This is a genomic window from Streptomyces sp. NPDC056347 (assembly GCF_042262625.1).
Lineage (GTDB): Bacteria > Actinomycetota > Actinomycetes > Streptomycetales > Streptomycetaceae > Streptomyces.
The window spans coordinates 1-19,962 of the sequence record NZ_JBHJQP010000155.1; the positions used below are offsets into that span (position 1 = coordinate 1).

21 protein-coding genes are annotated in these 19,962 nt (G+C 71.6%); 12 read left to right on the forward strand and 9 right to left on the reverse strand.

The window, feature by feature from the left end; translation table 11 throughout:
• Positions 1-20: 20 nt before the first annotated feature.
• Positions 21-476: an ATP-binding protein gene (locus ACFCV8_RS28205; RefSeq protein WP_376688276.1), complete on the reverse strand. Its 456-nt coding sequence runs from the start codon at positions 474-476 to the stop codon at positions 21-23.
• A gap of 289 nt (positions 477-765) precedes the next feature.
• On the opposite strand from ACFCV8_RS28205, the gene ACFCV8_RS28210 reads away from it, so the two are divergent.
• Complete coding sequence (locus tag ACFCV8_RS28210) at positions 766-2,250, forward strand: SDR family NAD(P)-dependent oxidoreductase (protein ID WP_376688277.1); 1,485 nt, start codon at positions 766-768, stop codon at positions 2,248-2,250.
• A 532-nt stretch (positions 2,251-2,782) separates the two neighbouring features.
• Positions 2,783-2,959 carry a hypothetical protein gene (locus ACFCV8_RS28215; RefSeq protein ID WP_376688278.1) on the forward strand — a complete coding sequence of 59 codons (177 nt, stop codon included), beginning with the start codon at positions 2,783-2,785 and terminating at the stop codon, positions 2,957-2,959.
• A gap of 107 nt (positions 2,960-3,066) precedes the next feature.
• On the opposite strand, the gene ACFCV8_RS28220 is transcribed toward ACFCV8_RS28215, so the two are convergent.
• Together ACFCV8_RS28220 and ACFCV8_RS28225 are read right to left on the reverse strand one after the other, a co-directional pair.
• On the reverse strand, positions 3,067-3,441 hold the full coding sequence (locus ACFCV8_RS28220) for a fluoride efflux transporter FluC (protein ID WP_376688279.1): 375 nt from the start codon (positions 3,439-3,441) through the stop codon (positions 3,067-3,069).
• Positions 3,438-3,911: a fluoride efflux transporter FluC gene (locus tag ACFCV8_RS28225; RefSeq protein WP_376688280.1), complete on the reverse strand. Its 474-nt coding sequence runs from the start codon at positions 3,909-3,911 to the stop codon at positions 3,438-3,440. The genes ACFCV8_RS28220 and ACFCV8_RS28225 overlap by 4 nt, the downstream gene beginning before the upstream one ends.
• A 212-nt stretch (positions 3,912-4,123) precedes the next feature.
• Between ACFCV8_RS28225 and ACFCV8_RS28230 the strand changes: the two genes are divergently transcribed.
• Genes ACFCV8_RS28230 through ACFCV8_RS28270 form a run of 9 tightly spaced genes read left to right on the forward strand, consistent with a single transcriptional unit; the run spans position 4,124 to position 12,309 of the window.
• A complete protein-coding gene (locus ACFCV8_RS28230) occupies positions 4,124-5,086 on the forward strand; it encodes an urea transporter (protein WP_376688281.1) in 963 nt (320 codons plus the stop codon).
• 49 nt (positions 5,087-5,135) lie between these two features.
• A complete protein-coding gene (locus ACFCV8_RS28235; RefSeq protein WP_376688282.1) occupies positions 5,136-5,441 on the forward strand; it encodes an urease subunit gamma in 306 nt (101 codons plus the stop codon).
• Between the two features lie 4 nt (positions 5,442-5,445).
• Positions 5,446-6,282 carry a cobalamin biosynthesis protein CbiX gene (locus ACFCV8_RS28240; RefSeq protein WP_376688296.1) on the forward strand — a complete coding sequence of 279 codons (837 nt, stop codon included), beginning with the start codon at positions 5,446-5,448 and terminating at the stop codon, positions 6,280-6,282.
• On the forward strand, positions 6,279-6,776 hold the full coding sequence (locus ACFCV8_RS28245) for an urease subunit beta (RefSeq protein WP_376688283.1): 498 nt from the start codon (positions 6,279-6,281) through the stop codon (positions 6,774-6,776). Before ACFCV8_RS28240 ends, ACFCV8_RS28245 begins: the two co-directional genes overlap by 4 nt.
• Positions 6,776-8,500 carry an urease subunit alpha gene (gene ureC / locus ACFCV8_RS28250; RefSeq protein WP_376688284.1) on the forward strand — a complete coding sequence of 575 codons (1,725 nt, stop codon included), beginning with the start codon at positions 6,776-6,778 and terminating at the stop codon, positions 8,498-8,500. The genes ACFCV8_RS28245 and ureC overlap by 1 nt, the downstream gene beginning before the upstream one ends.
• Positions 8,501-8,517: 17 nt before the next feature.
• Positions 8,518-9,303: an urease accessory protein UreF gene (locus ACFCV8_RS28255; protein ID WP_376688285.1), complete on the forward strand. Its 786-nt coding sequence runs from the start codon at positions 8,518-8,520 to the stop codon at positions 9,301-9,303.
• Positions 9,304-9,350: 47 nt separating this feature from the next.
• The gene (gene ureG, locus ACFCV8_RS28260) at positions 9,351-9,971 is read left to right on the forward strand and encodes an urease accessory protein UreG (RefSeq protein WP_376688286.1); all 621 of its coding nucleotides are present in this window, start codon (positions 9,351-9,353) and stop codon (positions 9,969-9,971) included.
• 1 nt (position 9,972) lies between these two features.
• Positions 9,973-10,932: an urease accessory protein UreD gene (locus ACFCV8_RS28265; RefSeq protein ID WP_376688287.1), complete on the forward strand. Its 960-nt coding sequence runs from the start codon at positions 9,973-9,975 to the stop codon at positions 10,930-10,932.
• 27 nt (positions 10,933-10,959) lie between these two features.
• Complete coding sequence (locus ACFCV8_RS28270) at positions 10,960-12,309, forward strand: ammonium transporter (RefSeq protein ID WP_376688288.1); 1,350 nt, start codon at positions 10,960-10,962, stop codon at positions 12,307-12,309.
• A 15-nt stretch (positions 12,310-12,324) separates the two neighbouring features.
• On the opposite strand, the gene ACFCV8_RS28275 is transcribed toward ACFCV8_RS28270, so the two are convergent.
• The 6 genes from ACFCV8_RS28275 to ACFCV8_RS28300 all read right to left on the reverse strand — a co-directional run bounded on the left by ACFCV8_RS28275 (position 12,325) and on the right by ACFCV8_RS28300 (position 18,457).
• The gene (locus tag ACFCV8_RS28275) at positions 12,325-13,761 is read right to left on the reverse strand and encodes a lipase maturation factor family protein (RefSeq protein WP_376688289.1); all 1,437 of its coding nucleotides are present in this window, start codon (positions 13,759-13,761) and stop codon (positions 12,325-12,327) included.
• A 15-nt stretch (positions 13,762-13,776) separates the two neighbouring features.
• Positions 13,777-14,292, reverse strand: a complete 516-nt coding sequence (locus ACFCV8_RS28280) for a DUF1990 family protein (protein ID WP_376688290.1) — start codon at positions 14,290-14,292, stop codon at positions 13,777-13,779.
• Positions 14,289-15,167 carry a YndJ family protein gene (locus ACFCV8_RS28285; RefSeq protein ID WP_376688291.1) on the reverse strand — a complete coding sequence of 293 codons (879 nt, stop codon included), beginning with the start codon at positions 15,165-15,167 and terminating at the stop codon, positions 14,289-14,291. Before ACFCV8_RS28285 ends, ACFCV8_RS28280 begins: the two co-directional genes overlap by 4 nt.
• A 122-nt stretch (positions 15,168-15,289) precedes the next feature.
• The gene (locus ACFCV8_RS28290; RefSeq protein WP_376688292.1) at positions 15,290-16,354 is read right to left on the reverse strand and encodes a FecCD family ABC transporter permease; all 1,065 of its coding nucleotides are present in this window, start codon (positions 16,352-16,354) and stop codon (positions 15,290-15,292) included.
• Positions 16,351-17,388 carry a FecCD family ABC transporter permease gene (locus ACFCV8_RS28295; RefSeq protein WP_376688293.1) on the reverse strand — a complete coding sequence of 346 codons (1,038 nt, stop codon included), beginning with the start codon at positions 17,386-17,388 and terminating at the stop codon, positions 16,351-16,353. Before ACFCV8_RS28295 ends, ACFCV8_RS28290 begins: the two co-directional genes overlap by 4 nt.
• Before the next feature lie 19 nt (positions 17,389-17,407).
• Positions 17,408-18,457: an iron-siderophore ABC transporter substrate-binding protein gene (locus ACFCV8_RS28300; RefSeq protein WP_376688294.1), complete on the reverse strand. Its 1,050-nt coding sequence runs from the start codon at positions 18,455-18,457 to the stop codon at positions 17,408-17,410.
• A 393-nt stretch (positions 18,458-18,850) separates the two neighbouring features.
• Between ACFCV8_RS28300 and ACFCV8_RS28305 the strand changes: the two genes are divergently transcribed.
• On the forward strand, positions 18,851-19,903 hold the full coding sequence (locus ACFCV8_RS28305; RefSeq protein ID WP_376688295.1) for a chitinase: 1,053 nt from the start codon (positions 18,851-18,853) through the stop codon (positions 19,901-19,903).
• Positions 19,904-19,962 lie beyond the last annotated feature (59 nt).

The window sequence follows — 19,962 nt, forward strand, 5'->3', positions numbered from 1 at the left end:
CAGGTCGGGTGCCCGGCCGCTCAGCTGCTCAGCTCGAACTCCGCCCGGATGCGCTTGCCCACCGGCACGCGCTCGGCGGTCAGCCGGTCGCACAACGCCACCACGATCTCCATGCCGTGGCCGCCGGGGCGCGCCGGATCGGGGGAGTAGAACAGCGGAAGGGCGGTGCTGGAGTCGTACACCGTCACGCTGACGCGCTCCGCGGTGCCCTCCAGCTCCAGCAGGTAGGGGCCCTGGCTGTAGCGGTCGGCGTTGGTGACCAGCTCGCTCACCGCCAGCAGCAGATCGCCGCGGGTGCGCTCGCCGAGGACCGCGAGCCATTCGGCGGCCAGCCGGACCAGGAAACGGTCGGCCAGCGCGCGGGCCTGCGCGATGCAGCCGGGCTCGCCGTCGAACACCTCGGCGCTGTGCAGAACCTCCGAGGACCGGTCCGGGCAGGGCCCGTCGGCCGACCGAGAGGTGACCTGTTCGTTCATGTGCTCCAGCCAGGGCGACGCAGGGGTGTTCGGTGACAGCTTCTCGGGGTCCGCCTACCCGCGAACAACGGTCCCACTCCGGCGGAAACCCGGCAGTTCCCGGCCACCACCGGACCGGTCGGTCATGACGCCGCTGCGAACGGTACCGCCCCCGGTCACCGTACGGTCCCGCGACGTCACGCGAACGGAGCAGCATCAGGTGCATGGCAGACTTGACCGGGGCGTTTCGGCCCGGCAGAAGCAGGCACGGCGGTCGGCGCCGCAAGAGACGGACGGCAGAGGAACGGCGATGACGGTGACAGAGGACAGCCAGGAGCTCGCTCCCGGTACGGAGGAGTTCGGCCCCGGGATCGACCCGGAGCGGCTGGCCGTCTGCCTGAGCGTGCTCGACGAGCTGGACAGGATCGAGGTCGACCACCCCGACGCCATTGCCGTGCGCCGCGCCACCGCCGGGATCTACCGCACGGTGAAGCAGCGCCGCCGCCAGGAGCGCCGCGCCGCCAAGACCGCCCACGACAAGGCGGTCACCGAGGCCACCGCGACCGGCTCGGCCGACCGGATCGACGACGAGACCCAGGGCGTCCTGCCGTCGTCCTCCACCCGGGGCGAGATCGCGGGCGTGCTCCAGCGGCCCCGGTCCTGCTACACCTGCAAGACCCGGTACGTCGAGGTGGACGCCTTCTACCACCAGCTCTGCCAGCCGTGCGCGGCGGAGAACCGGGCCCGCCGCGACGCCAGGACGGACCTCACGGGCAAGCGCGCCCTGCTGACCGGCGGCCGGGCGAAGATCGGCATGTACATCGCGCTTCGGCTGCTGCGCGACGGCGCCCACACCACCATCACCACCCGCTTCCCCAACGACGCGATCCGCCGCTTCAAGGCGATGCCGGACAGCGACGAGTGGATCCACCGGCTGAAGATCGTCGGCATCGACCTGCGCGACCCCGCCCAGGTCGTCGCGCTCGCCGACTCGGTGGCGGCCGAGGGGCCGCTGGACATCCTGATCAACAACGCGGCCCAGACGGTGCGCCGCTCCGCGAACGCGTACAGCGAGCTGGTCGGCGCCGAGTCCGCGCCGCTCCCGGCCGGTGAGCTGCCCGCCGCCGAGGTCATCGGCACCTTCGGCAGCGGCACCGTCGACCGGGTGGCCGCCCTGCCGTCCGCCCGCAAGGAGGGGCTGAGCGCGCAGGACGTCACCGAACTCGCCCTGGTCACCGGCTCCGCCTCGCTGGAGCGGATCGCCGCCGGGACGGCGATCGACGCGGGCGGGCTCGTCCCCGACCTGCACGACACGAACAGCTGGGTCCAGACGGTCGACGAGGTCGGGCCGATCGAGCTGCTGGAGGTCCAGCTCTGCAACTCGACGGCCCCGTTCATCCTGATCAGCCGGCTCCGCCCGGCCATGGCGGCGACCGCGGCCAAGCGGGCCTACGTGGTCAACGTCTCCGCGATGGAGGGCGTGTTCGGCCGCGGCTACAAGGGCGCCGGTCACCCGCACACCAACATGGCCAAGGCCGCGCTCAACATGCTCACCCGCACCAGCGCCCAGGAGATGTTCCAGAACGACGGCATCCTGATGACCGCCGTCGACACCGGCTGGATCACCGACGAACGCCCGCACCCCGACAAGATCCGGCTGGCGGAGGAGGGTTTCCACGCCCCGCTCGACCTGGTCGACGGCGCCGCCCGCGTCTACGACCCGATCGTGCGCGGCGAGGCGGGCGAGGACCTGTACGGCTGCTTCCTCAAGGACTACGCCCCCGCCAACTGGTAGCCCCGCCCGGAGCCGCCGCGCCCCGTGTCCCGTGGTGGCCACGTGGCGCCGCGGCTCCTTCGGGGCGACCGGGCCCGGACGGATCCGGTGCCGCCGGCCGGGTCCCGGGGAGAGCGTCGACGCGGAACGTGCGGCGCCGCCCGGTCCGGCGGAAGACCGGCAGCTCGGGGAACAGCCGGCCCGGACGCACGGGGCGCGCTGCCATGCTGTCCGTCACGGTCCCTTCCCGGACCGTGATCGCGGACGGGTCTTTTCCGCATGAGGTGGCCGAAAGTGACCTACTGCACACGTTCCATCGAGCGCAACAGCGCTCATTTGGTTACTCTGATGTGAACGGACGCCATCGAGAAGTCCACAAACCCTCCTCGACCGTCCTGGGGCAGACCTGTCAACCAGGTCGCCGTCCCGCCCCGTACCCGGCGCCACCGCGACCGAGCTGTTCTCTGCCCCCGCCCCGCACGGGCGGCCGATTCCGGCTGTGAGACCGGAGCTTCGGCGACGCCCGGGGCTATGCGACACAAAGGAGTGCGCGGTGACGACACCGGAACTGACGAAGCACGAGAAGCGCCCCGCCGAACGGCCCGCAGGCCGGGCCCGCGGGCCCGAGAAGCTCCGGAACATCGAGGTCTGGGCCAGGTCCGCCCCGATCCGGCTGGCCGGCTACGAGGACGACCTCGCCGAGCCGCACATCCTGCCCGGCATCGACTGACCTCGATTCACCCGTTCGGAACCATCGATTTTCGGCCCCGGTCCGCTCCGTGCGGACCGGGGCCTGTCGCGTCGCCCCGCACACCGCGCCGTCCCGCGCCGCGGACTTCAGTGGACCGCGTCCGCCAGGGCCGCCCCGGCGAAGGAAAGCCCCACGCCCGCGGCGACGGAGAGCGCAAGATACCCGGCGGCCAGCGCCGTCCGCCGGGCCGAGGCGAAGGTCAGCAGCTCGTAGGAGAAGGTCGACCAGGTCGACAGGGCCCCGCAGAAGCCGGTGGCGAGCAGCAGTTGGAGCCGGGGGCCGAGGTCCCCCTCGGTCACCGCCTCGGAGACGTACCCGAGGAACAGTGCCGCGCCCGCGTTCGCCGCGAACGTGCCCCACGGGAAGGCGGTGTGGAGGCGGAACTTCGCGTCCACACCGAGCAGATAGCGCAGCGGCGCACCGACCAGTCCGCCGACGAGTACCAGCAGCCAGTCGGTCATCGGGCCCGCTCGCCCGGGTCCGCGTACCCGTGTCCGAGGGCGAGGTGCGCGGCGAAGGCGCCCGCCGTCACCGCGGCCAGTGCCGCCACTACGGTCAGCAGCAGACAGCCGACCGCGAAACCCGTCCTGCCCTCCGTGAAGAGCTGCCGCACATTGTCCGTGTAGTGCGAGAACGTGGTGAACCCGCCGAGCACCCCGGTGCCCAGCAGCGGACTGATCAGTCGCGGCGCACCGGGGAAGCGCCGCTTCAAAGTCACCATCAGGATGCCCATGAGGAAGCAGCCCACTGCGTTGACGAGCAGAATCGTCCAGGGGAACGCCTCGGTCCCGGTCGGCCAGAGACGCTCGGCGCCGTAGCGGGCCAGCGCCCCGATGGCGCCGCCGAGCGCGACCGCCGCCACGACCGCGGGCTGCGCGCCGGGATGGTGGTCGGGATGCGTGTGATGGTGCAGCCGCATCTGCGGGGACATCCACCGAACCTAGCGAGCGGACCGGGACATCCTCGCGCTCCACGCCCAACGGCGCAGTTCCCGACCCCAACGGCCCAGTGGAACGCCGCACCGCGCGAAGAGTGCGGAGCCCTGTGCGTTGATGGCGACAGACCGCGAGCCCCCGTCCCGCTCCGTGACCGGACCTGGTCTCCCGCCGCCGGTCCGCTGTCCGCCGTCCGTTGGAGCTTGTCTTGTCCCTCGCCGAGCCGTCCGCCGTCCGTCGGCTGGAGAACCGGCAGCCGACCGCGTTCCTGCTGGCCACGATCCGCGGGGTCGGGCAGGTCGACCTCCAGCCGTGCCTGTGGACGGGGGCGTTCATCCTCGCCGCGCTCTGGGCGGCGGGCTGGCAGATCGGCCTCTTCGCCACCCTGGGTGCCGCGCTTTCGACCCTGACCGCCTACGTGTTCGGCGTCGACCGCCCCTCCATCGCCCTCGGCCTCCACGGATACTCCGGCTGTCTCACCGGCATCGCCCTGGTCACCTCGCTGGGGCACCACCCCGCCACCTACGTGCTCGCGGTGATCGGCTCGATCATGTGCACCATTTTGACGATGGCGCTGACGGTCCTGCTGAAGCCGTACGGACTGACCGCGCTCACCGCACCGTTCTGCCTGGTCTCCGGCGTCATGGTGCTCGGCGCGCCGTCCTTCGCCCGGATCTGGCACGGCGCCCCGAGGGAGGTGGCAAGCCCCACCAGCGGGTCGACCGCGATCACCTGGAGCGATCTGTGGCACGGCTTCTTCACCAACGTCTCGCAGATCTTCCTGGTAGACGCGTGGTACGTCGGGCTCATCATGCTCGTCGGACTGGCCTGCGCCGGAGTACGTGTGGTGCTCTTCGCGGCCGCGGGCAGCGTGGTCGGGATCGTCGCCGCCTGGGCACTGGGCGCCCCCACCGCACTGATCGCGAACGGGATCTACGGATACAACGCGGTGCTCGTCGGCATCGCGATCGGTGCCGTCTTCCTCGCCGGAACGGTGTGGAACGGGGCCTACGCCCTCCTCGGTGCCGCGGTCTCTACAGGCCTGACAGCCTCCTTGACCTCGCTCTTCAAACCGTTCGGCGGCCACACCTTCACCTGGCCGTTCATCCTCGTGACCTGGGTATTCATGGCGGCGGTCCCGCTGCTGCCCCGCTTCCGCAAGAGCGGCTGACAGCCCCGGCCCGGTCCCACCCTCCCGCACCCAAGAGAAGGTACTGACGATGAACCTCGCCCCCCGCGAGATCGACAAACTGCTGGTCTACGTCGTGGCCGACCTGGCCCGCAAGCGTCAGGGCCGCGGCCTCAAGCTCAACTACAGCGAGGCCGTGGCGCTGATCAGCGAGGCGATCCTGGAAGCGGCCCGCGACGGCAGGAGCGTCGCCGACTGCATGGAGCTCGGCCGCCATGTCGTCGGCGAGGACGACACCATGCCCGGCGTACGCGAGATGCTCGGCCTGCTCCAGATCGAGGCGTCGTTCGTGGACGGCACCAAGCTCGTCTCCTGCCACGACCCCATCGGTGGCTGAACCGGTGTCCGAGCACTGCCGGGTGATCGCCGTATGCGGCCACGAAGCCGCGTACGGCACCGCCCTGCACGACCTCGCGGACGCCGGGACGGTCGTCGTACGGGACGGGCGTGCCCTCTTCCGGACCGTCACCGCCCTCGCCCGTGAAGGCGAGGAGAGCTGTGCCGTGCCGATGACGCTCGGCCGTGACCCGGAACTCGTCGCGAACACCGCCCGCACTCTGTGCGCACTGCCCCCGGCCGCCCGCGCCCGGACCGTGCTGGCCGAGCCGTTCGGCACCTCGCAGCACCTGACCGCCTGGCTGCGCGCGGCGGCGGGCCGGGCGCCCGGTGCCGCCGCGCTGCTGGTCACCGCCCCGGCCGGGGACCCCTTCGAGGACGCCGAGCTGTACCGCGTCGCGAGCCTGGTCCGTCGCCACGGCAGCCACGATCTGGTCGAGGTCGCGTTCACCGGGGGCGACCCCGACCCGGCCGAGGGCGTCCGGCGCTGCCGACTGCTCGGCGCGCGGGAGGTGGTGCTGCTCCCCGCGGCCTTTGCCCGGCCCCGGCTCCCGGACGTACCCGGTACGCGGGTCGAGGACGGCGGTCCGCTCCTCTCCCCGGCCGCGCTGGCCCGGGTGCTCGCCGAGCGGGTGGCCGACGCCCGGCACCGGGGCGAGCGCGGCGACGACGGCATCGCGGCCGGGCTCGCCGCCGCCGACCACAACGGCCACGCCCACACGCACCCGCCGGGCGAGGGCCACTCCCACAGCCACACCCACCCCCACGGCCACGGCCCCGTGCACACGCATCCGCACCCGCGTGCCCACGGTGCGGGCCGAGTCATCAGGAGCACCGCATGACATCCCGTCAGAGGTACATCTACGGCAAGGAACCGATCGAGATCAACGCCGGCCGCCGCAGGGTGAAACTCACCGTGCGCAACACCGGGGACCGCGCGGTCCAGGTCGGCTCGCACTACCACTTCTTCGAGGTCAACTCGGCGCTGTCGTTCGACCGGCAGCAGGCGCTCGGAATGCACCTCGACATCCCCGCGGGCACCTCGGTGCGCATCGAGCCCGGCGGCACGCGCGAGGTGGAGCTGTGCGCGTACGCCGGAACGGGCCGGCTCGTCGGCTTCAGCGGGCTGTTCAACGGAAGCCTCGCCTCGCAGCCGGTGCGGATCGAGGCCGTCCGCAGGGCGATCGAGCTGGGCTTCGCCGGGGCCCAGGAGAAGGCCGGGGGCGGCAGGAACACCGGCGGCGGCAGAAACACCGGCGGCAACAAGAGCGCCAAGAGCACCAAGAGCACCAAGGCTTCGAAGGACGCCAAGGAAAAGAAGAAGGGTTCGCGCTGATGCCCATCCTGTCGCGCAAGCAGTACACCGACATGTTCGGCCCGACGGTCGGCGACCGCTTCCACCTCGCCGACACCAACCTTGTCGTCGAGGTCGAGAAGGACTACAGCGAGGGGCTGTACGGCGACGAGGTCGTCTACGGCGGCGGAAAGACCATGCGCGACGGCATGGCCGCCGACCCGCAGGCCACCGCCGCCCAGGGCGCGCTCGACACCGTCATCACCAACGTGGTGCTCATCGACCCCGTCGTCGGTGTCGTCAAGTGCGACATCGGCATCAAGGACGGCTTCATCGCCGCCATCGGCAAGTCCGGCAATCCGCAGACGCAGAACAACGTCCACCCGGACCTGGTCGTCGGACCCGGCACCGAGGCCATCGCCGGTGAACACCTCATCGCCACCGCGGGCGCCATCGACACCCATGTCCACCTGATCGCTCCGCAACAGGCCGAGCAGGCGCTCACCAACGGCATCACCACCCTCATCGGCGGCGGCACCGGCCCCTCCGACGGCACCAACGGCACCACCTGCACGCCCGGCCCCTTCAACATCGCCCGCTTCCTCCAGGCGGCCGAGGGCGTCCCCATCAACCTCGGCATCATGGGCAAGGGCAACGGCAGCCTCCCCGAGGCGCTGGAGGAGCAGGTCCGGGCCGGGGTCTGCGCGCTGAAGGTCCACGAGGACTGGGGCGCCACGCCCGCCGTGATCGACAACGCGCTCAAGGTCGCCGACCGGCACGACATCCAGGTGGCCATTCACACCGACAGCCTCAACGAGAGCGGATTCTTCGAGGACACCCGGTCCGCGATCGACGGCCGCACCATCCACACCTTCCACAGCGAGGGCGCAGGCGGCGGACACGCCCCGGACATCCTGCGGGTCGCCGGGGAACCCAACATCCTGCCGTCCTCCACCAACCCGACGCTCCCGTACACCAAGAACTCGGTGGACGAACTCCTTGACATGGTCATGGTCTGCCACCACCTGAGCCACGACATCCCCGAGGACGTGTCCTTCGCGGACAGCCGGGTCCGCGCCGAGACCATCGCCGCCGAGTCGGTCCTGCACGACCTCGGCGTGATCAGCATGATCTCGTCCGACTCGCAGGCCATGGGCCGGGTCGGCGAGTCCGTCACCCGCTGTTTCCAGATCGCCCATCACTGCAAGGACAAGCTCGGCACGCTGGAGGGCGACTCCGCCCGCAACGACAACCAGCGGGTGCTCCGCTATCTCGCGAAGGTCACCATCAACCCGGCCATCGCCACCGGGATCTCCGACCACGTGGGCTCGATCGAGAAGGGGAAGCTCGCCGACATCGTGCTCTGGCCCATGCACTCCTTCGGGGCCAAGCCGAAGATGATCATCAAGGGCGGCATCATCGCCTGGGCACAGATGGGCGATCCCAACGCCTCGCTGCCGACCCCGCAGCCGGTGATCTACCGGCCGATGTTCGGCCAGTACGGCAAGGCCCTGCCCACCACCCACGTCACCTTCATGTCCCAGGCCGGGATCGCCGCCGGGGTCCCGGCCGAACTGGGCCTGGAACGCAAGGTGCTGCCGGTCCGGCGCACCCGGACCATCGGCAAGCACAACATGGTCCGCAACGACGCGCTGCCCGACATCGAGGTGGACCCCGAGACGTTCAGGGTCACCCTCGACGGCAAGGTCGCCACCATCGACCCGGCCGAGGAACTTCCCCTCAACCACCTGTACTTCCTGGTCTAGGGCAGGAGGCCAGGACCGTGTACCGAGACGAGGAAGAGATCCGGGGCGGGGCAGTACCCGCCCCGGCGACGACCGCCGCCGGTCCGGCGTCCGAGACCGGCCCGACGGCCGCCGAACCGGCGCTCGGGCCGCTGCTGGTCGGTCTCCAGCTGACCGACTCGGCGTTCCCCAGCGGCTTCTACACGCTCTCGCACAGCCTGGAGGGCTTCGCACAGGCCGGGGCGGTCGACCGGCAGAGCCTTCCGGCGCTGCTGGCAGACCTGCTGCGGCACGGCGTCGGCCCGGCCGACGCCACCGCGCTCGCGCTCGCCCACCGGGCGACCCTGGCGGGCGACGCGGCGGCCGTCGTCCGGATCGACGAGCACCTGTTCGCGACCAAGCTCGGGCGCGAGATGCGCCAGGCGGCCACCCGGACCGGGCGGCAGCTCCTCGACCTCGCGGCCGAGGTGTTCGACCGTCCGGAGATCACCGCACACTTCGGCCGCGTGGTGCGCGGCGAGTCACCGGGCACCCAGGCGGTGGCCGCGGGGGTCATTCACGCGGCGGCCGGTGTCCCGGTCCGCCAGGCGGTCGCCGCCGACCTGTTCGCGTTCTGCGCGAGCTTCGCCGGCGCCGCGCTGCGGCTACGGCTCACCGACCACCGCGGGGCCCAGGTCCTGCTCCGGGGCGCCGCGCCCGTCATCGAGGAGACCGCCGAGGCGGCGCTGCGGCGGGAGCTCGCCGACGTGGGCGCCACCGTCTTCGCCTCGGACATCATGTCCGGCCGTCACGAACGCGCCGACGCACGGCTGTTCGCCAGTTGACCCCCGCACCAACCCCGACGATCCGAGGAAGAGGAACAGGGAACACCATGGACGACAACGTACTGCGGGTCGGCATCGGCGGACCGGTCGGCTCCGGCAAGACCGCGCTCATCGAGGCGCTGGTCCCGCTGCTCATCGCAGGCGGCCACCGCCCGAGCGTCATCACCAACGACATCTACACCCAGGAGGACGCCCAGCACATCCGCCGCACCCTCGCCGGGGTCCTCGAACCGGAGCGCGTCGTCGGCGTGGAGACGGGGGCCTGCCCGCACACCGCCGTCCGCGACGACCCCACGATGAACCTGGCGGCCGGGGCCGAGATGCTGGAACGCTTCCCGGACACCGACACCCTGCTCTACGAGTCGGGCGGCGACAATCTCACGCTCACCTTCAGCCCGGCCCTGGTCGACCTCTTCATCTTCGTCCTGGACACCGCCGAGGGCGAGAAGATGCCCCGCAAGCGCGGGCCGGGCATCACCGAGTCCGACCTGCTCGTCATCAACAAGATCGACATCGCGAAGTACGTGCGCACCGACATCGGCGTCATGGAGTCCGACGCCCACCGGGTGCGCGGGGACCGGCCGGTCGTCCTCACCGACTGTCTCACCGGCACCGGTGTCGAGGACGTCATGGGCTATCTCGCCTCGCGCCGCAAGGCGCTGATCTGAGATGCGGCCCGCCCCGTCACCGCCCCGGCCGGAGCGGCTCGCCCCCGGCCACTACACCGCGGACCGCCTCCCCCCGCAGGTGGCGGAACTGGCGTCCGTGCCCGACACACTGGGGCCCGGCTCCCCGGCCAAGGTCGGCATCCTCGACCTGGCCTTCGCGGTACGGGGCGGGCGCACCGAACTCGTGGAGCGCTACCAGAAGACGCCGCTCCAGATCATGCGGCCGCTGTGGATCGACCCGGCGATGCCCGGCATGGCCTACGTCTACCTGATGGCGACCGGCGGAGGCATCGCCCAGGCCGACCGCTACCGCATGGACTTCCGCTGCGGCCCCGGTACCCAGGTCCATCTGACCACCCAGGCGGCGACCAAGATCTTCCGGATGGAGCACGACTACGCCAGCCAGCTCGTGCACCTCACGGTCCAGGACGGCGCCTACGTGGAGTACCTGCCCGACCCGCTGATCCCGTTCCGGGACGCCCGCTTCTACCAGCGCACCGAGGTCACGGCCGCGCCCGGCGCCACCGTGCTCCTCGGCGAGACGCTGACGGCCGGCCGGCTCGCCCGGGGCGAGCGCCATGCGTACCGGACGCTCGCCACCGATCTGCGGATCGCCCGCCCCGACGGCACCCTCCTCGCCCTCGACACCCTGCGCCTGACGCCGGGCGGGGCGGACGGCGGCGTCCTCGGCCCCGGAGTGTTCGCCGGGCACGACCACGTCGCCTCGCTCTTCGTCCTCACCGACCGCGTCCCGGCCGGCGAGCTGGCCGACACCCTGCACACCGCGCTCGCCGGGCTGGAGGTCCTGTACGGGGTCAGCGTGCTGCCCCGGGACTGCGGCGCCTGGCTGCGGCTGCTGGACGACAGCCCCGTACGGGTCGCCGCCGCGCACACCGCCGCCTGGGACGCCGTACGGCGGCGGCTCACCGGCCATCCCGCCCCCGCCCCGCGCAAAGCCTGACACCCCACCACGACGAGGTATCCGCCGATGAACTTCGCTCCCGCGCCGATGCCACCGGCGTACGACTCCGGTGACACCGCCTGGCTGCTCGCCTCCACCGCCATGGTGCTGCTGATGACGCCGGGACTGGCGTTCTTCTACGGCGGCATGGTGCGCACCCAGCACATCCTGATGATGATCAAGATGAGCTTCGCCGCGCTCGCCTTCGGCACCCTCGTCTGGTGGGCGATCGGCTACTCGCTGGCCTTCGGGCCGGACGTCGGCGGCACCGGACTCATCGGCAACCTCGACCACGTGTTCATGCACGACATCGGGCTGACCACCCTCACCGGCCACATCCCCACCTACGTCTACAGCACCTTCCAGATGGGCTTCGCGATCATCACGGTCGCCCTGATCAGCGGCTCCATCGCGGACCGTGCCACGATGCGGGGCTGGCTCGTCTTCGTCCCGCTGTGGCTGCTCGTCGTCTACGTCCCCCTCGCACACTGGGTGTTCGACCAGGACGGCTGGATCGTCAAGCACCTCGGGGCGCTGGACTTCGCGGGCGGGCTGCCGGTGGAACTCAACTCCGGGGTCTCCGGACTGGCCGTCGCGCTGGTGCTACGGGCTCCACGGGACTTCGCCCGCCGTGAGGAGCGCCCCAACAACATCCCGCTGGTGGTGATCGGTGTGGGGCTGCTGTGGTTCGGCTGGTTCGGCTTCAACTCCGGCTCGGCGCTCTCCACCCAGGGCGCCGCCAGTGCCGCGTTCCTCAACACCCAGCTGGGCGCCGCGGGCGCCATGGTCACCTGGCCGCTGGTGGAGAAGTGGCGCACCGGCACCGTCACCACCATGGGCGTGGTCTCCTCCGCCGTCGCGGGCATGGTCGCCATCACCCCCGCCTGCGGCGAGGTCAGTCCCCTGGGCGCGGTCGTCACCGGACTGGTGGTCGGCGCGGTCTGCGCCTTCGCGATCACGCTCAAGTACCGGTTCGCCGTGGACGACACGCTGGACGTGGTGGGGGTGCACGGGGTCGGCGGACTGGTCGGGCTGATCATGGTCGGTCTGTTCGCCACCGCGCGGATCAGCGGCAAGAAGGGGCTGTTCTACGGCGGCGGATGGGGGCTGCTGGGCAAACAGCTCCTCGCCGTCGTCTGTGTGATCGCCTTCTCCTTCCTGCTCACCTGGATCATCGCGAAACTGGTCGACGTGGCCGTCGGGTTCCGGGCGGAGGACGAGTACGAGAAGGTCCCCGGCACGGAACGCGAGCGCGCCTACGACTTCCAGACGGCGGAGCGCCTCGGCGCCCTGGTCTCCGGCAGGAAGGTGACCAGCGACGACGAACTCGTCAAGCAGATCACCCGGCTGCTGCGGGCCCGGGAGGAGTCCAAGTGACCCGTGCCCGGCCGCTCAGGACCGTCGCGCCGGTCCGGTCCGGGACGGGCCGAGCGAGACCGGCGGCATGAAGTCGCGTACGTAGGTCCGGTGCCACCAGCGTCCGGTGGCCCGCAGCTCGCGCCAGGTGGTGTACCGGTAGTGGAACACCCGGGCGCGGACGTGCGCCGGCGGGGCGTCGGGGAACGGGTTGTGGCGCAGCAGCCGCAGGGTGTCCCGGTCGTTCTCCAGCAGCCGCTCCACGAACGGGCCGAACCAGGGCCGGGCGTACGCGGGGGAGAGCGCCGCGAACCACATCAGCCAGTCCAGCCGCAGATGGTACGGGGCGAACTGGCGGGGCAGCCGGGACGGGTCGCCGGGTTTGCCGCGGAAGCCGTACTCCCGCCAGCGCGTGTCCTCGTGGAGCACCCGCTCGTCCGTGCCCTCCACCACCACCTCCAGTCGGACCCGGCTGATGCTGCCGAACGCGCCGTACGTGTTGACCAGGTGCAGCGGGTCGAACGAGCGGTTCATCACCTGACGGCGGGAGACCAGATTGCGCGCCGGACGGTAGCTGAGGTACACCACCAGGGCGCTGACCGCCAGCACCACCACCTCGTACCAGAGCGGCGGCGCGGTCTGGGCGGGCGGTTCGGCGAACACGGACCAGTCGACGGCGGACAGTGCCAGCGTGATCGTCAGCCAGTTCAGCCAGGCGAAGTTGCCCGAGAGGACGAGCCACAGCTGGGTGATCACCATCAGCCCCGCCGCCGCGCTCGCCACCGGCTGCGGGGTGAACAGCAGCACCGGCACCAGGAGCTGGGTGACATGGTTGGCCGCGACCTCGGCCCGGTGCAGCGGCCGGGGCAGCCGGTGGAAGAACCAGCTCAGCGGCCCCGGCATCGGCTGGGTCTCGTGGTGGAAGTACAGACAGGTCAGCTCACGCCAGCAGGCATCGCCGCGGATCTTGATCAGTCCGGCACCGAACTCGACCCGGAACAGCACCCAGCGAAGCAGCCACAGCACCAGCACCGGCGGGGCGGTGTGCCCGTTGCCGAGGAAGACGGCGAGGAAGCCGGTCTCCAGCAGCAGTGACTCCCAGCCGAAGCCGTACCAGGTCTGGCCCACCTGGACGATCGACAGATACAGCGCCCAGGGCAGCGCCCAGAGCACCATCGCCGCCCAGAGCGGGAGGTACGCGTCGGCGCCGACGAGCAGCGCCACGGCGAGCGCGCAGCCGGTCCAGGCGGTCACGGCGAAGAAGCGGTCGCTGTAGTGCAGCCGGAAGAGGCCGGGGGCGCCGCGCCAGTCGGTGCGCCGCAGGAATTCCGGCACCGGGAGCATGCCGCGCTCGCCGATCAGCGCCCTGAACTGGAGCGCGGCGGCCAGGAAGGCGACCAGGTACACGGCGGCCAGCGCCCGCTGGAAGACCAGCCGGCTGAGCCAGTACCCGTCCGCGGTGAACCACTCCATCGCCTCCAGTATCGGTCATGCGCGGCTCCGGGCGACGATCCGGCGCAGCGTGGCCCCGAGGCGGCGGGCGTACCAGCGCTGGAGAACCGGTACGAGCGGGCCCGCGAGCCGGGCGTACCAGGCGACCGGGCGGCTGAACGCGGTGACGGTGAACCACACCGTCCCGTCGTCCGCCAGCTCCGCGACGAAGGACTCCTCGCCGCACTCGGGGTGACCGGGAGCCGTCCCGTACGCGAAGCCGACGCGGTCGGGTTCGTACGCGGTCCAGACGACCCGGCAGGGCGCGGTGAAGCGGAACGGGCCCAGTCCGAGAGAGACGGTGAGGGTGACTCCGGCCTCGGCGCGGTCCGCCGCGGCGACGAGGCGCGCCCCGGAGGTGCGGTGCATGCGCCAGCCGGTGATCGCGGCGCCCGCGGCTTCCAGGTCGGCCCGGCCGCGGCCGATCCGGTTCCGGTGGTGGAGGTGGTTGTACCCGTCGGGCAGCGGGCGGAGCCGGGTGGCCCCGGTCTCCGGGTAGGTGACTGCGTTCACGCGGTCCGTCCTTCGAGGTGGGTGTCGTGCCGGGGAGCGACCGGCCCCGATCGGCCGGGTGCCTGCTGGAGCCTCCGCCAGGCGAGCAGCGAGCAGAGCGCGAAGCCCAGCGCGTTGCCCAGGCCGTGGGTGGCGGCCATCCAGCCCAGCGTGGGGTGGGGGATTCCGGTGGCCTCGCCGAGCGCCCAGCTCAGCGCGAGGACCATGGTGACGGCGAGCACGCCCGAGGAGACCGCGAGCAGCAGCCGGGTGGTCCGCTCCCGGCCGCGGCCGCGGACCGAACGCCAGGTGAGCAGGGCGACCGTCCACATGCCGGCGGTCAGCACGACCGCGCCGGCCAGCTCCGCCCGGTCCCCGATGAAGTAGCCGGCCAGCACGAGCAGGGTGCCCAGCGGCACGCTCAGCGCGGCGAACCGGCCCGCCCGGGTGTCGGCGACCCGGCAGACGAGTCCGGAGACCAGCGCGGCGGCGAAGCCCGCGAAGTGGAAGTGCGGCACGGTCAGCGCGAGGATGCCGAGGCCGAAGCCGAAGAGTGCGTGCCCGGCGCGTTCGGCGACCAGCGCGGTGGCCGCGACCGACGGCATGACGAGGGCGGTGAGCAGCGCGATCTCGGCCGGTGCCCGGCAGGCCCGGGGCTCGCGGAGCAGCCGCAGCGGCGCGTGCAGCGCGAGCACTGCCGTCCCGAGGGCGTAGACGGTGGCGAGCGAGACGGCCGCCGTGCCGCGCGGCAGCCAGAGCGCGAGGGCGCCGGGCACGGCGAACAGCGGCCACAGGCGGCTCATCCGCTCCAGTCCGGGCTCCCCCGTCAGCCGCAGCCCCGCCGGGACCACCACCAGCATGCCCAGCATCACGATCGCGTTGACCAACGACGACATCACGGCACCACGCCCCCTCGACTTGAACGCGTTCAAGTTCGTGCGGTGGTGACTCTACGACTTCTTTTGAACGCGTTCAAGAAGAGGGTGGGCAGGGCGTCGGGAGACGGACCCGCCCCGGTTCAGAGGACTCCGCGGCGCCACTCCCGGATCAGCAGCCGGCCCAGGTACACCCCGCCGACGGCCATCGTGTAGACGCCGACCGGCAGATTGTCGAAGAACGTCAGCTGCTGGGCGCACAGGTCGGCCAGGACCAGCAGCAGCGCGCCGGTCAGCGCCGACAGCGCCAGGTGCGGGCCGGCCAGCCGGGTGAGCCGCCGGGCGATCTGCGGAGCCGTCAGCGCGACGAACGCGATCGGCCCGGCCACGCTCACCGCACCGGCCGACAGCACGATCGCCAGGACCACGGCGACGGTCTTCGTGCTGCGCGGCCGCGCACCGAGCGCGTCCGCGATGTCGTCGCCCATCTCCCCGATGTCCAGCCGCCGCGACAGCAGCGCGGCCGGCGGGGCGACGGCGAACAGCACCAGCCAGATGGTGGTGGCGTCCGTCCAGGACCGCGCGGACAGGCTGCCGTTGACGTACGCGGTCAGGACGGCGGCCCGGTCCCGTTCCATCGCGTACACGACGTACTGGGTGATCGCGGTGCCGATCGCTGCCACCCCGATGCCCGCGATCACCAGCCGGGCCGGATTGCGGAAACCCGTCCCGGTCGACACGTACACCAGGACCATGGCCGCGGCCGCGCCGAACAGCGCACCCATCGCCACCGGAACGGTGCCCGGGAACAGCAGCGCGGCGATCGCGGCGCCCGCGCCGGCACCGGAGGCCAGGCCGATCACATCGGGACTGCCCAGCGGATTGCGGGTGACCGACTGGAACAGCGCCCCGGAGAGCCCGAGCGCCGCACCGGTCCCCACGGCGACCGTCAGCCGGGGCCCGCGCAGCCGGTCCAGGACGAAGGCGTCCTTGCCCTCGGCCCCGCCGGCCAGCGCCCCGGGCAGATCGGCGAGCGCGATGCCGAGCCGCCCGAGCGACAGTGTGGCCACGGCCCCCGCCGCCAGCAGCGTCAGCAGCACCAGCGCCGTCAGCACCGAAACCCGCCGGACCGGCAGAGCCACCCGCCGTCCGGCCCTCAGCACCTTCCGCGGCGATACGGTGCGGACCGTGTCCTGACGTATCGTCATGCGTTGTTCCTCATTCTGCGTACGGCGACGAGCAGCGCGGGCGCCCCGAGGAACGCGGTCACCACGCCGACCATCAGCTCCTGCGGGCGCATCACCACCCGGCCCACGACATCCGCCAGGAGCAGCAGCGCCGGGCCGGCCAGCGCCGAGAACAGCAGCTGTGCCCGGAAGTCGACCCCGGCGAGCGCCCGCGCGACATGCGGAACGGCCAGCCCGACGAAGGCGACCGGGCCGACCGCCGCCGTCGCCGCCGCGCTCAGCAGGGTGGCCGCCAGCAGCCCGCCCGCCCGCACCAGTCCCGGGGAGGCCCCGAGCGACGCCGCGGTGGAGTCGCCCAGGGCCAGCGCGTCGAGGCCCGGCCCGAGCAGCGCGGCCACCGCCAGACCGGTCACCGCGAACGGCAGCACCGACCAGAACACGTCGAAGTCCCGCCCGCCGAGCGCGCCGACGACCCAGTACCGGTAGCTGTCGAACACCTTCGGACGGCCCAGGGTCACCGCCTGGACGAAGGCCGTCAGCACCGCCGAGAGCACCGCACCGGCCAGCACGAGGCGGACGAGGCCGCCGCCCGAACCCGCCGAGCCGATCGCGTGGACCAGCAGACCGGCCCCCAGCGCGCCGGGCAGCGCCCACCACATCGTCGCCGTGCTGCCCGAGGCGCCCAGGAACGCCGTCGCGGCCACGATGCTCGCGGACGCACCCGCGTTGATCCCGAGCAGCCCCGGATCGGCCAGCGGATTGCGGGTCACCCCCTGCATGAGGGTGCCCGCGACGGCCAGGCAGAGGCCGGCGAGCAGTCCGATCGCGGTGCGCGGGTAGCGGCTCTCGACGACGGTGGTGACGCCGGCGTCGGCGGTGCCGTCCAGTACGTGCAGCACATCGCCGAACGAGGTGGTCCGGCTGCCGTACATGACGCTCGCGCAGACCGCGAACGCCAGGACGACGGCGGCGAGGACGAGCGGCGTCAGCCGCCGGGCGGCGCCGGACCGAGAGGTTCCGGCCGCGTCCGGCGGGGCGTGCGTGGTGGTGGCCATGGGCGTGCGGAGACCCGGTTCAGCCGTTGTCGGCGGCCTTGACGGCCTTGTCGATCAGCGGCAGGTAACGGTCGATCACCCACGGCACGGTGAGCGGGTTGATGATCGAGGAGGCGGTGACGAAGGCGTTGTCCCTGCCCGCCACCACGGCTCCGCTCTTCACGGCCGGGATCGCCGCGTACAGCGGCTGCGCCTCGATCTCCTCGCGGGCCTTGTCGTCCATGTAGAAGGTGAAGACCAGATCGCTGTTCTTCAGCTTCTCGGCGTTCTCCAGGCCGATGAGCGCGGAGTCGGTGCCCTTGGTCTCCTTGAAGGTGTTCACCACCGGGTCGACCTCGAGCCCGAGCGAGGAGACCATCCTGACCCGCTGCTCGTCGGGCTTGAACACCCCGAGGGTGCCGGGCCCGGTGTTGTAGATGTACGAGAACGTGTGCTTCTTGTACGCGGGCCGGGTCGCCGCCGCGTCGGCCAGCTGCTTCTCGATCCCCGCGGTGAGGACCTCCGCCTGCTCGGGCCGGCCCAGCGCCCTGGCGATGATGTCGATCTGCTGGTCCCAGTCGGTGCTCCAGGGCAGATCGGGGTAGGCGACGGTCGGGGCGATGTCCTTGAGGATGTCGTAGTCCTTCTGCGTGATCCCGGACCACGGCGCGAGGATGACGTCCGGTTCGAGCTCGGTGATCGCCTCGAAGTCGATGTCCTCGCCCCCGGTGAACTGGACCGGCAGCTTGTCGCCGGACTTCTCCACCGCGTCGTGCACCCAGGGCAGATAGCCCGTCTCGTCGCTGCCCCACTCGTACTTCTCGACGCCGACCGGGGTGTGGCCGAGCGCGATGGCGGTCTCCGCCGAACCCTGGCCGAGGGTGACGACGCGTTCGGGCCGCTTCTCGATCTCGGCGGTGCCGAGCGCGCTCCTGAGGGAGACGGGGAACGCCCCGGAGCTCTTTCCTGCCGCGCCGGACTTCTCGTTGCCGCTGTCGTTCGACGAGCAGCCGCCGACGGCGAGAACGAGAGCGGTGGCGGCGGCAGTTGCGACGAACGTGCGGCGACGCGCGCGGGTGAACCGGGACATGGGTGTTCCTCGTGCTTGGGGGACGGAGCGGCACTCCGCCACCGCGCGGGGGCATGCCGAAGCGGCGGCCGAAGGCGCACGGCTCCGGCCCCGATGCGGATCGCGAAGAGTTAGGCAAGCCTAAGCTAAGTCTTCTCCGTGGCGGTAATCGGCCGACGGGAAGCGCTTCCAAGTCCGCTCCCCGGGTGGATGGGTGAGGCTCCTTTGGTCCAGACCTATTGACGGGCCGTCCGCGCCTCCCTAGCGTGTTGCAGGCCGTGAAGTGCGAGACCGCGTTCCGTCTGTGGTTGTCAGGGGCATGCCATTCACGGCTCATATCGCCCCGTACCGGGCCGGTTCGGGCCTGTGTGCCACCTCGGTGGTGCCCGGCCGTGACAGGAAGGGAAGTGACCAATGTTCGGTCGGACATCGCGCCTGCTGGGGCTCGGCCTCGCGGCGGCCTGCGCCGTGCAGATGCTGGTGGCGGCGACACCCAGCGCCGCCGCCGACGAGACCTGCGCGGTCAAGTCGAAGCCCGCCGGAAAGGTGCTCCAGGGGTACTGGGAGAACTGGGACGGTGCCTCGAACGGCGTGCACCCGCCGCTCGGCTGGATCCCGGTCACCGACAGCCGGATCGCCCAGCACGGCTACAACGTGATCAACGCGGCCTTCCCCGTCATCCTCTCCGACGGCACCGTCCAGTGGGAGGACGGCATGGACTCGACCGTGAAGGTCCCGACCCCGGCCGAGATGTGCCAGGCGAAGGCCTCGGGTCTCACCACGCTGATGTCGATCGGCGGCGCGACGGCCGGGATCGACCTCAGCTCCAGCGCGGTCGCCGACCGTTTCGTCGACACCGTGGTGCCGATCCTGAAGAAGTACAACTTCGACGGCATCGACATCGACATCGAGACCGGCCTGGCCGGCAGTGGGAACATCAACCAGCTGTCGGCCTCGCAGGCCAACCTGATCCGCATCATCGACGGCGTCCTCGCCCGGATGCCTTCGAACTTCGGCCTGACGATGGCTCCCGAGACGGCCTACGTCACCGGCGGCAGCATCACCTACGGCTCGATCTGGGGCGCGTACCTGCCCGTCATCAAGAAGTACGCGGACAACGGCCGCCTGTGGTGGCTGAACATGCAGTACTACAACGGCAGCATGTACGGCTGCGCGGGCGACTCGTACTCCGCGGGAACGGTAGAGGGCTTCACCGCCCAGACGGACTGTCTGGACAAGGGCCTGGTCGTCCAGGGCACCACGATCAGGGTGCCGTACGACAAGCAGGTGCCCGGGCTCCCGGCCCAGCCGGGCGCCGGCGGCGGGTACATGTCGACCGGTCAGGTCGCCCAGGCCTGGAACCACTACAACAACGGCCTCAAGGGCCTGATGACCTGGTCGCTCAACTGGGACGGCTCGAAGGGCTGGACCTTCGGCGACAACGTCAGGGCACTCCAGGGGCGCTGAGCCCCGCGGTCACGGACCGGGCGGCCCTGCCGAGGTGGACGGGGCCGCCCTCGCCGGCC

Bases quoted from the DNA above. Each gene is read 5' to 3' on its own strand.
- ACFCV8_RS28205 (WP_376688276.1), bottom strand. From the start codon at position 476: ATGAACGAACAGGTCACCTCTCGGTCGGCCGACGGGCCCTGCCCGGAC.
- ACFCV8_RS28210 (WP_376688277.1), top strand. From the start codon at position 766: ATGACGGTGACAGAGGACAGCCAGGAGCTCGCTCCCGGTACGGAGGAG.
- ACFCV8_RS28220 (WP_376688279.1), bottom strand. From the start codon at position 3,441: ATGACCGACTGGCTGCTGGTACTCGTCGGCGGACTGGTCGGTGCGCCG.
- ACFCV8_RS28225 (WP_376688280.1), bottom strand. From the start codon at position 3,911: ATGTCCCCGCAGATGCGGCTGCACCATCACACGCATCCCGACCACCAT.
- ACFCV8_RS28235 (WP_376688282.1), top strand. From the start codon at position 5,136: ATGAACCTCGCCCCCCGCGAGATCGACAAACTGCTGGTCTACGTCGTG.
- ACFCV8_RS28245 (WP_376688283.1), top strand. From the start codon at position 6,279: ATGACATCCCGTCAGAGGTACATCTACGGCAAGGAACCGATCGAGATC.
- ureC (WP_376688284.1), top strand. From the start codon at position 6,776: ATGCCCATCCTGTCGCGCAAGCAGTACACCGACATGTTCGGCCCGACG.
- ureG (WP_376688286.1), top strand. From the start codon at position 9,351: ATGGACGACAACGTACTGCGGGTCGGCATCGGCGGACCGGTCGGCTCC.
- ACFCV8_RS28265 (WP_376688287.1), top strand. From the start codon at position 9,973: ATGCGGCCCGCCCCGTCACCGCCCCGGCCGGAGCGGCTCGCCCCCGGC.
- ACFCV8_RS28270 (WP_376688288.1), top strand. From the start codon at position 10,960: ATGAACTTCGCTCCCGCGCCGATGCCACCGGCGTACGACTCCGGTGAC.
- ACFCV8_RS28275 (WP_376688289.1), bottom strand. From the start codon at position 13,761: ATGGAGTGGTTCACCGCGGACGGGTACTGGCTCAGCCGGCTGGTCTTC.
- ACFCV8_RS28285 (WP_376688291.1), bottom strand. From the start codon at position 15,167: ATGTCGTCGTTGGTCAACGCGATCGTGATGCTGGGCATGCTGGTGGTG.
- ACFCV8_RS28290 (WP_376688292.1), bottom strand. From the start codon at position 16,354: ATGACGATACGTCAGGACACGGTCCGCACCGTATCGCCGCGGAAGGTG.
- ACFCV8_RS28295 (WP_376688293.1), bottom strand. From the start codon at position 17,388: ATGGCCACCACCACGCACGCCCCGCCGGACGCGGCCGGAACCTCTCGG.
- ACFCV8_RS28300 (WP_376688294.1), bottom strand. From the start codon at position 18,457: ATGTCCCGGTTCACCCGCGCGCGTCGCCGCACGTTCGTCGCAACTGCC.
- ACFCV8_RS28305 (WP_376688295.1), top strand. From the start codon at position 18,851: ATGTTCGGTCGGACATCGCGCCTGCTGGGGCTCGGCCTCGCGGCGGCC.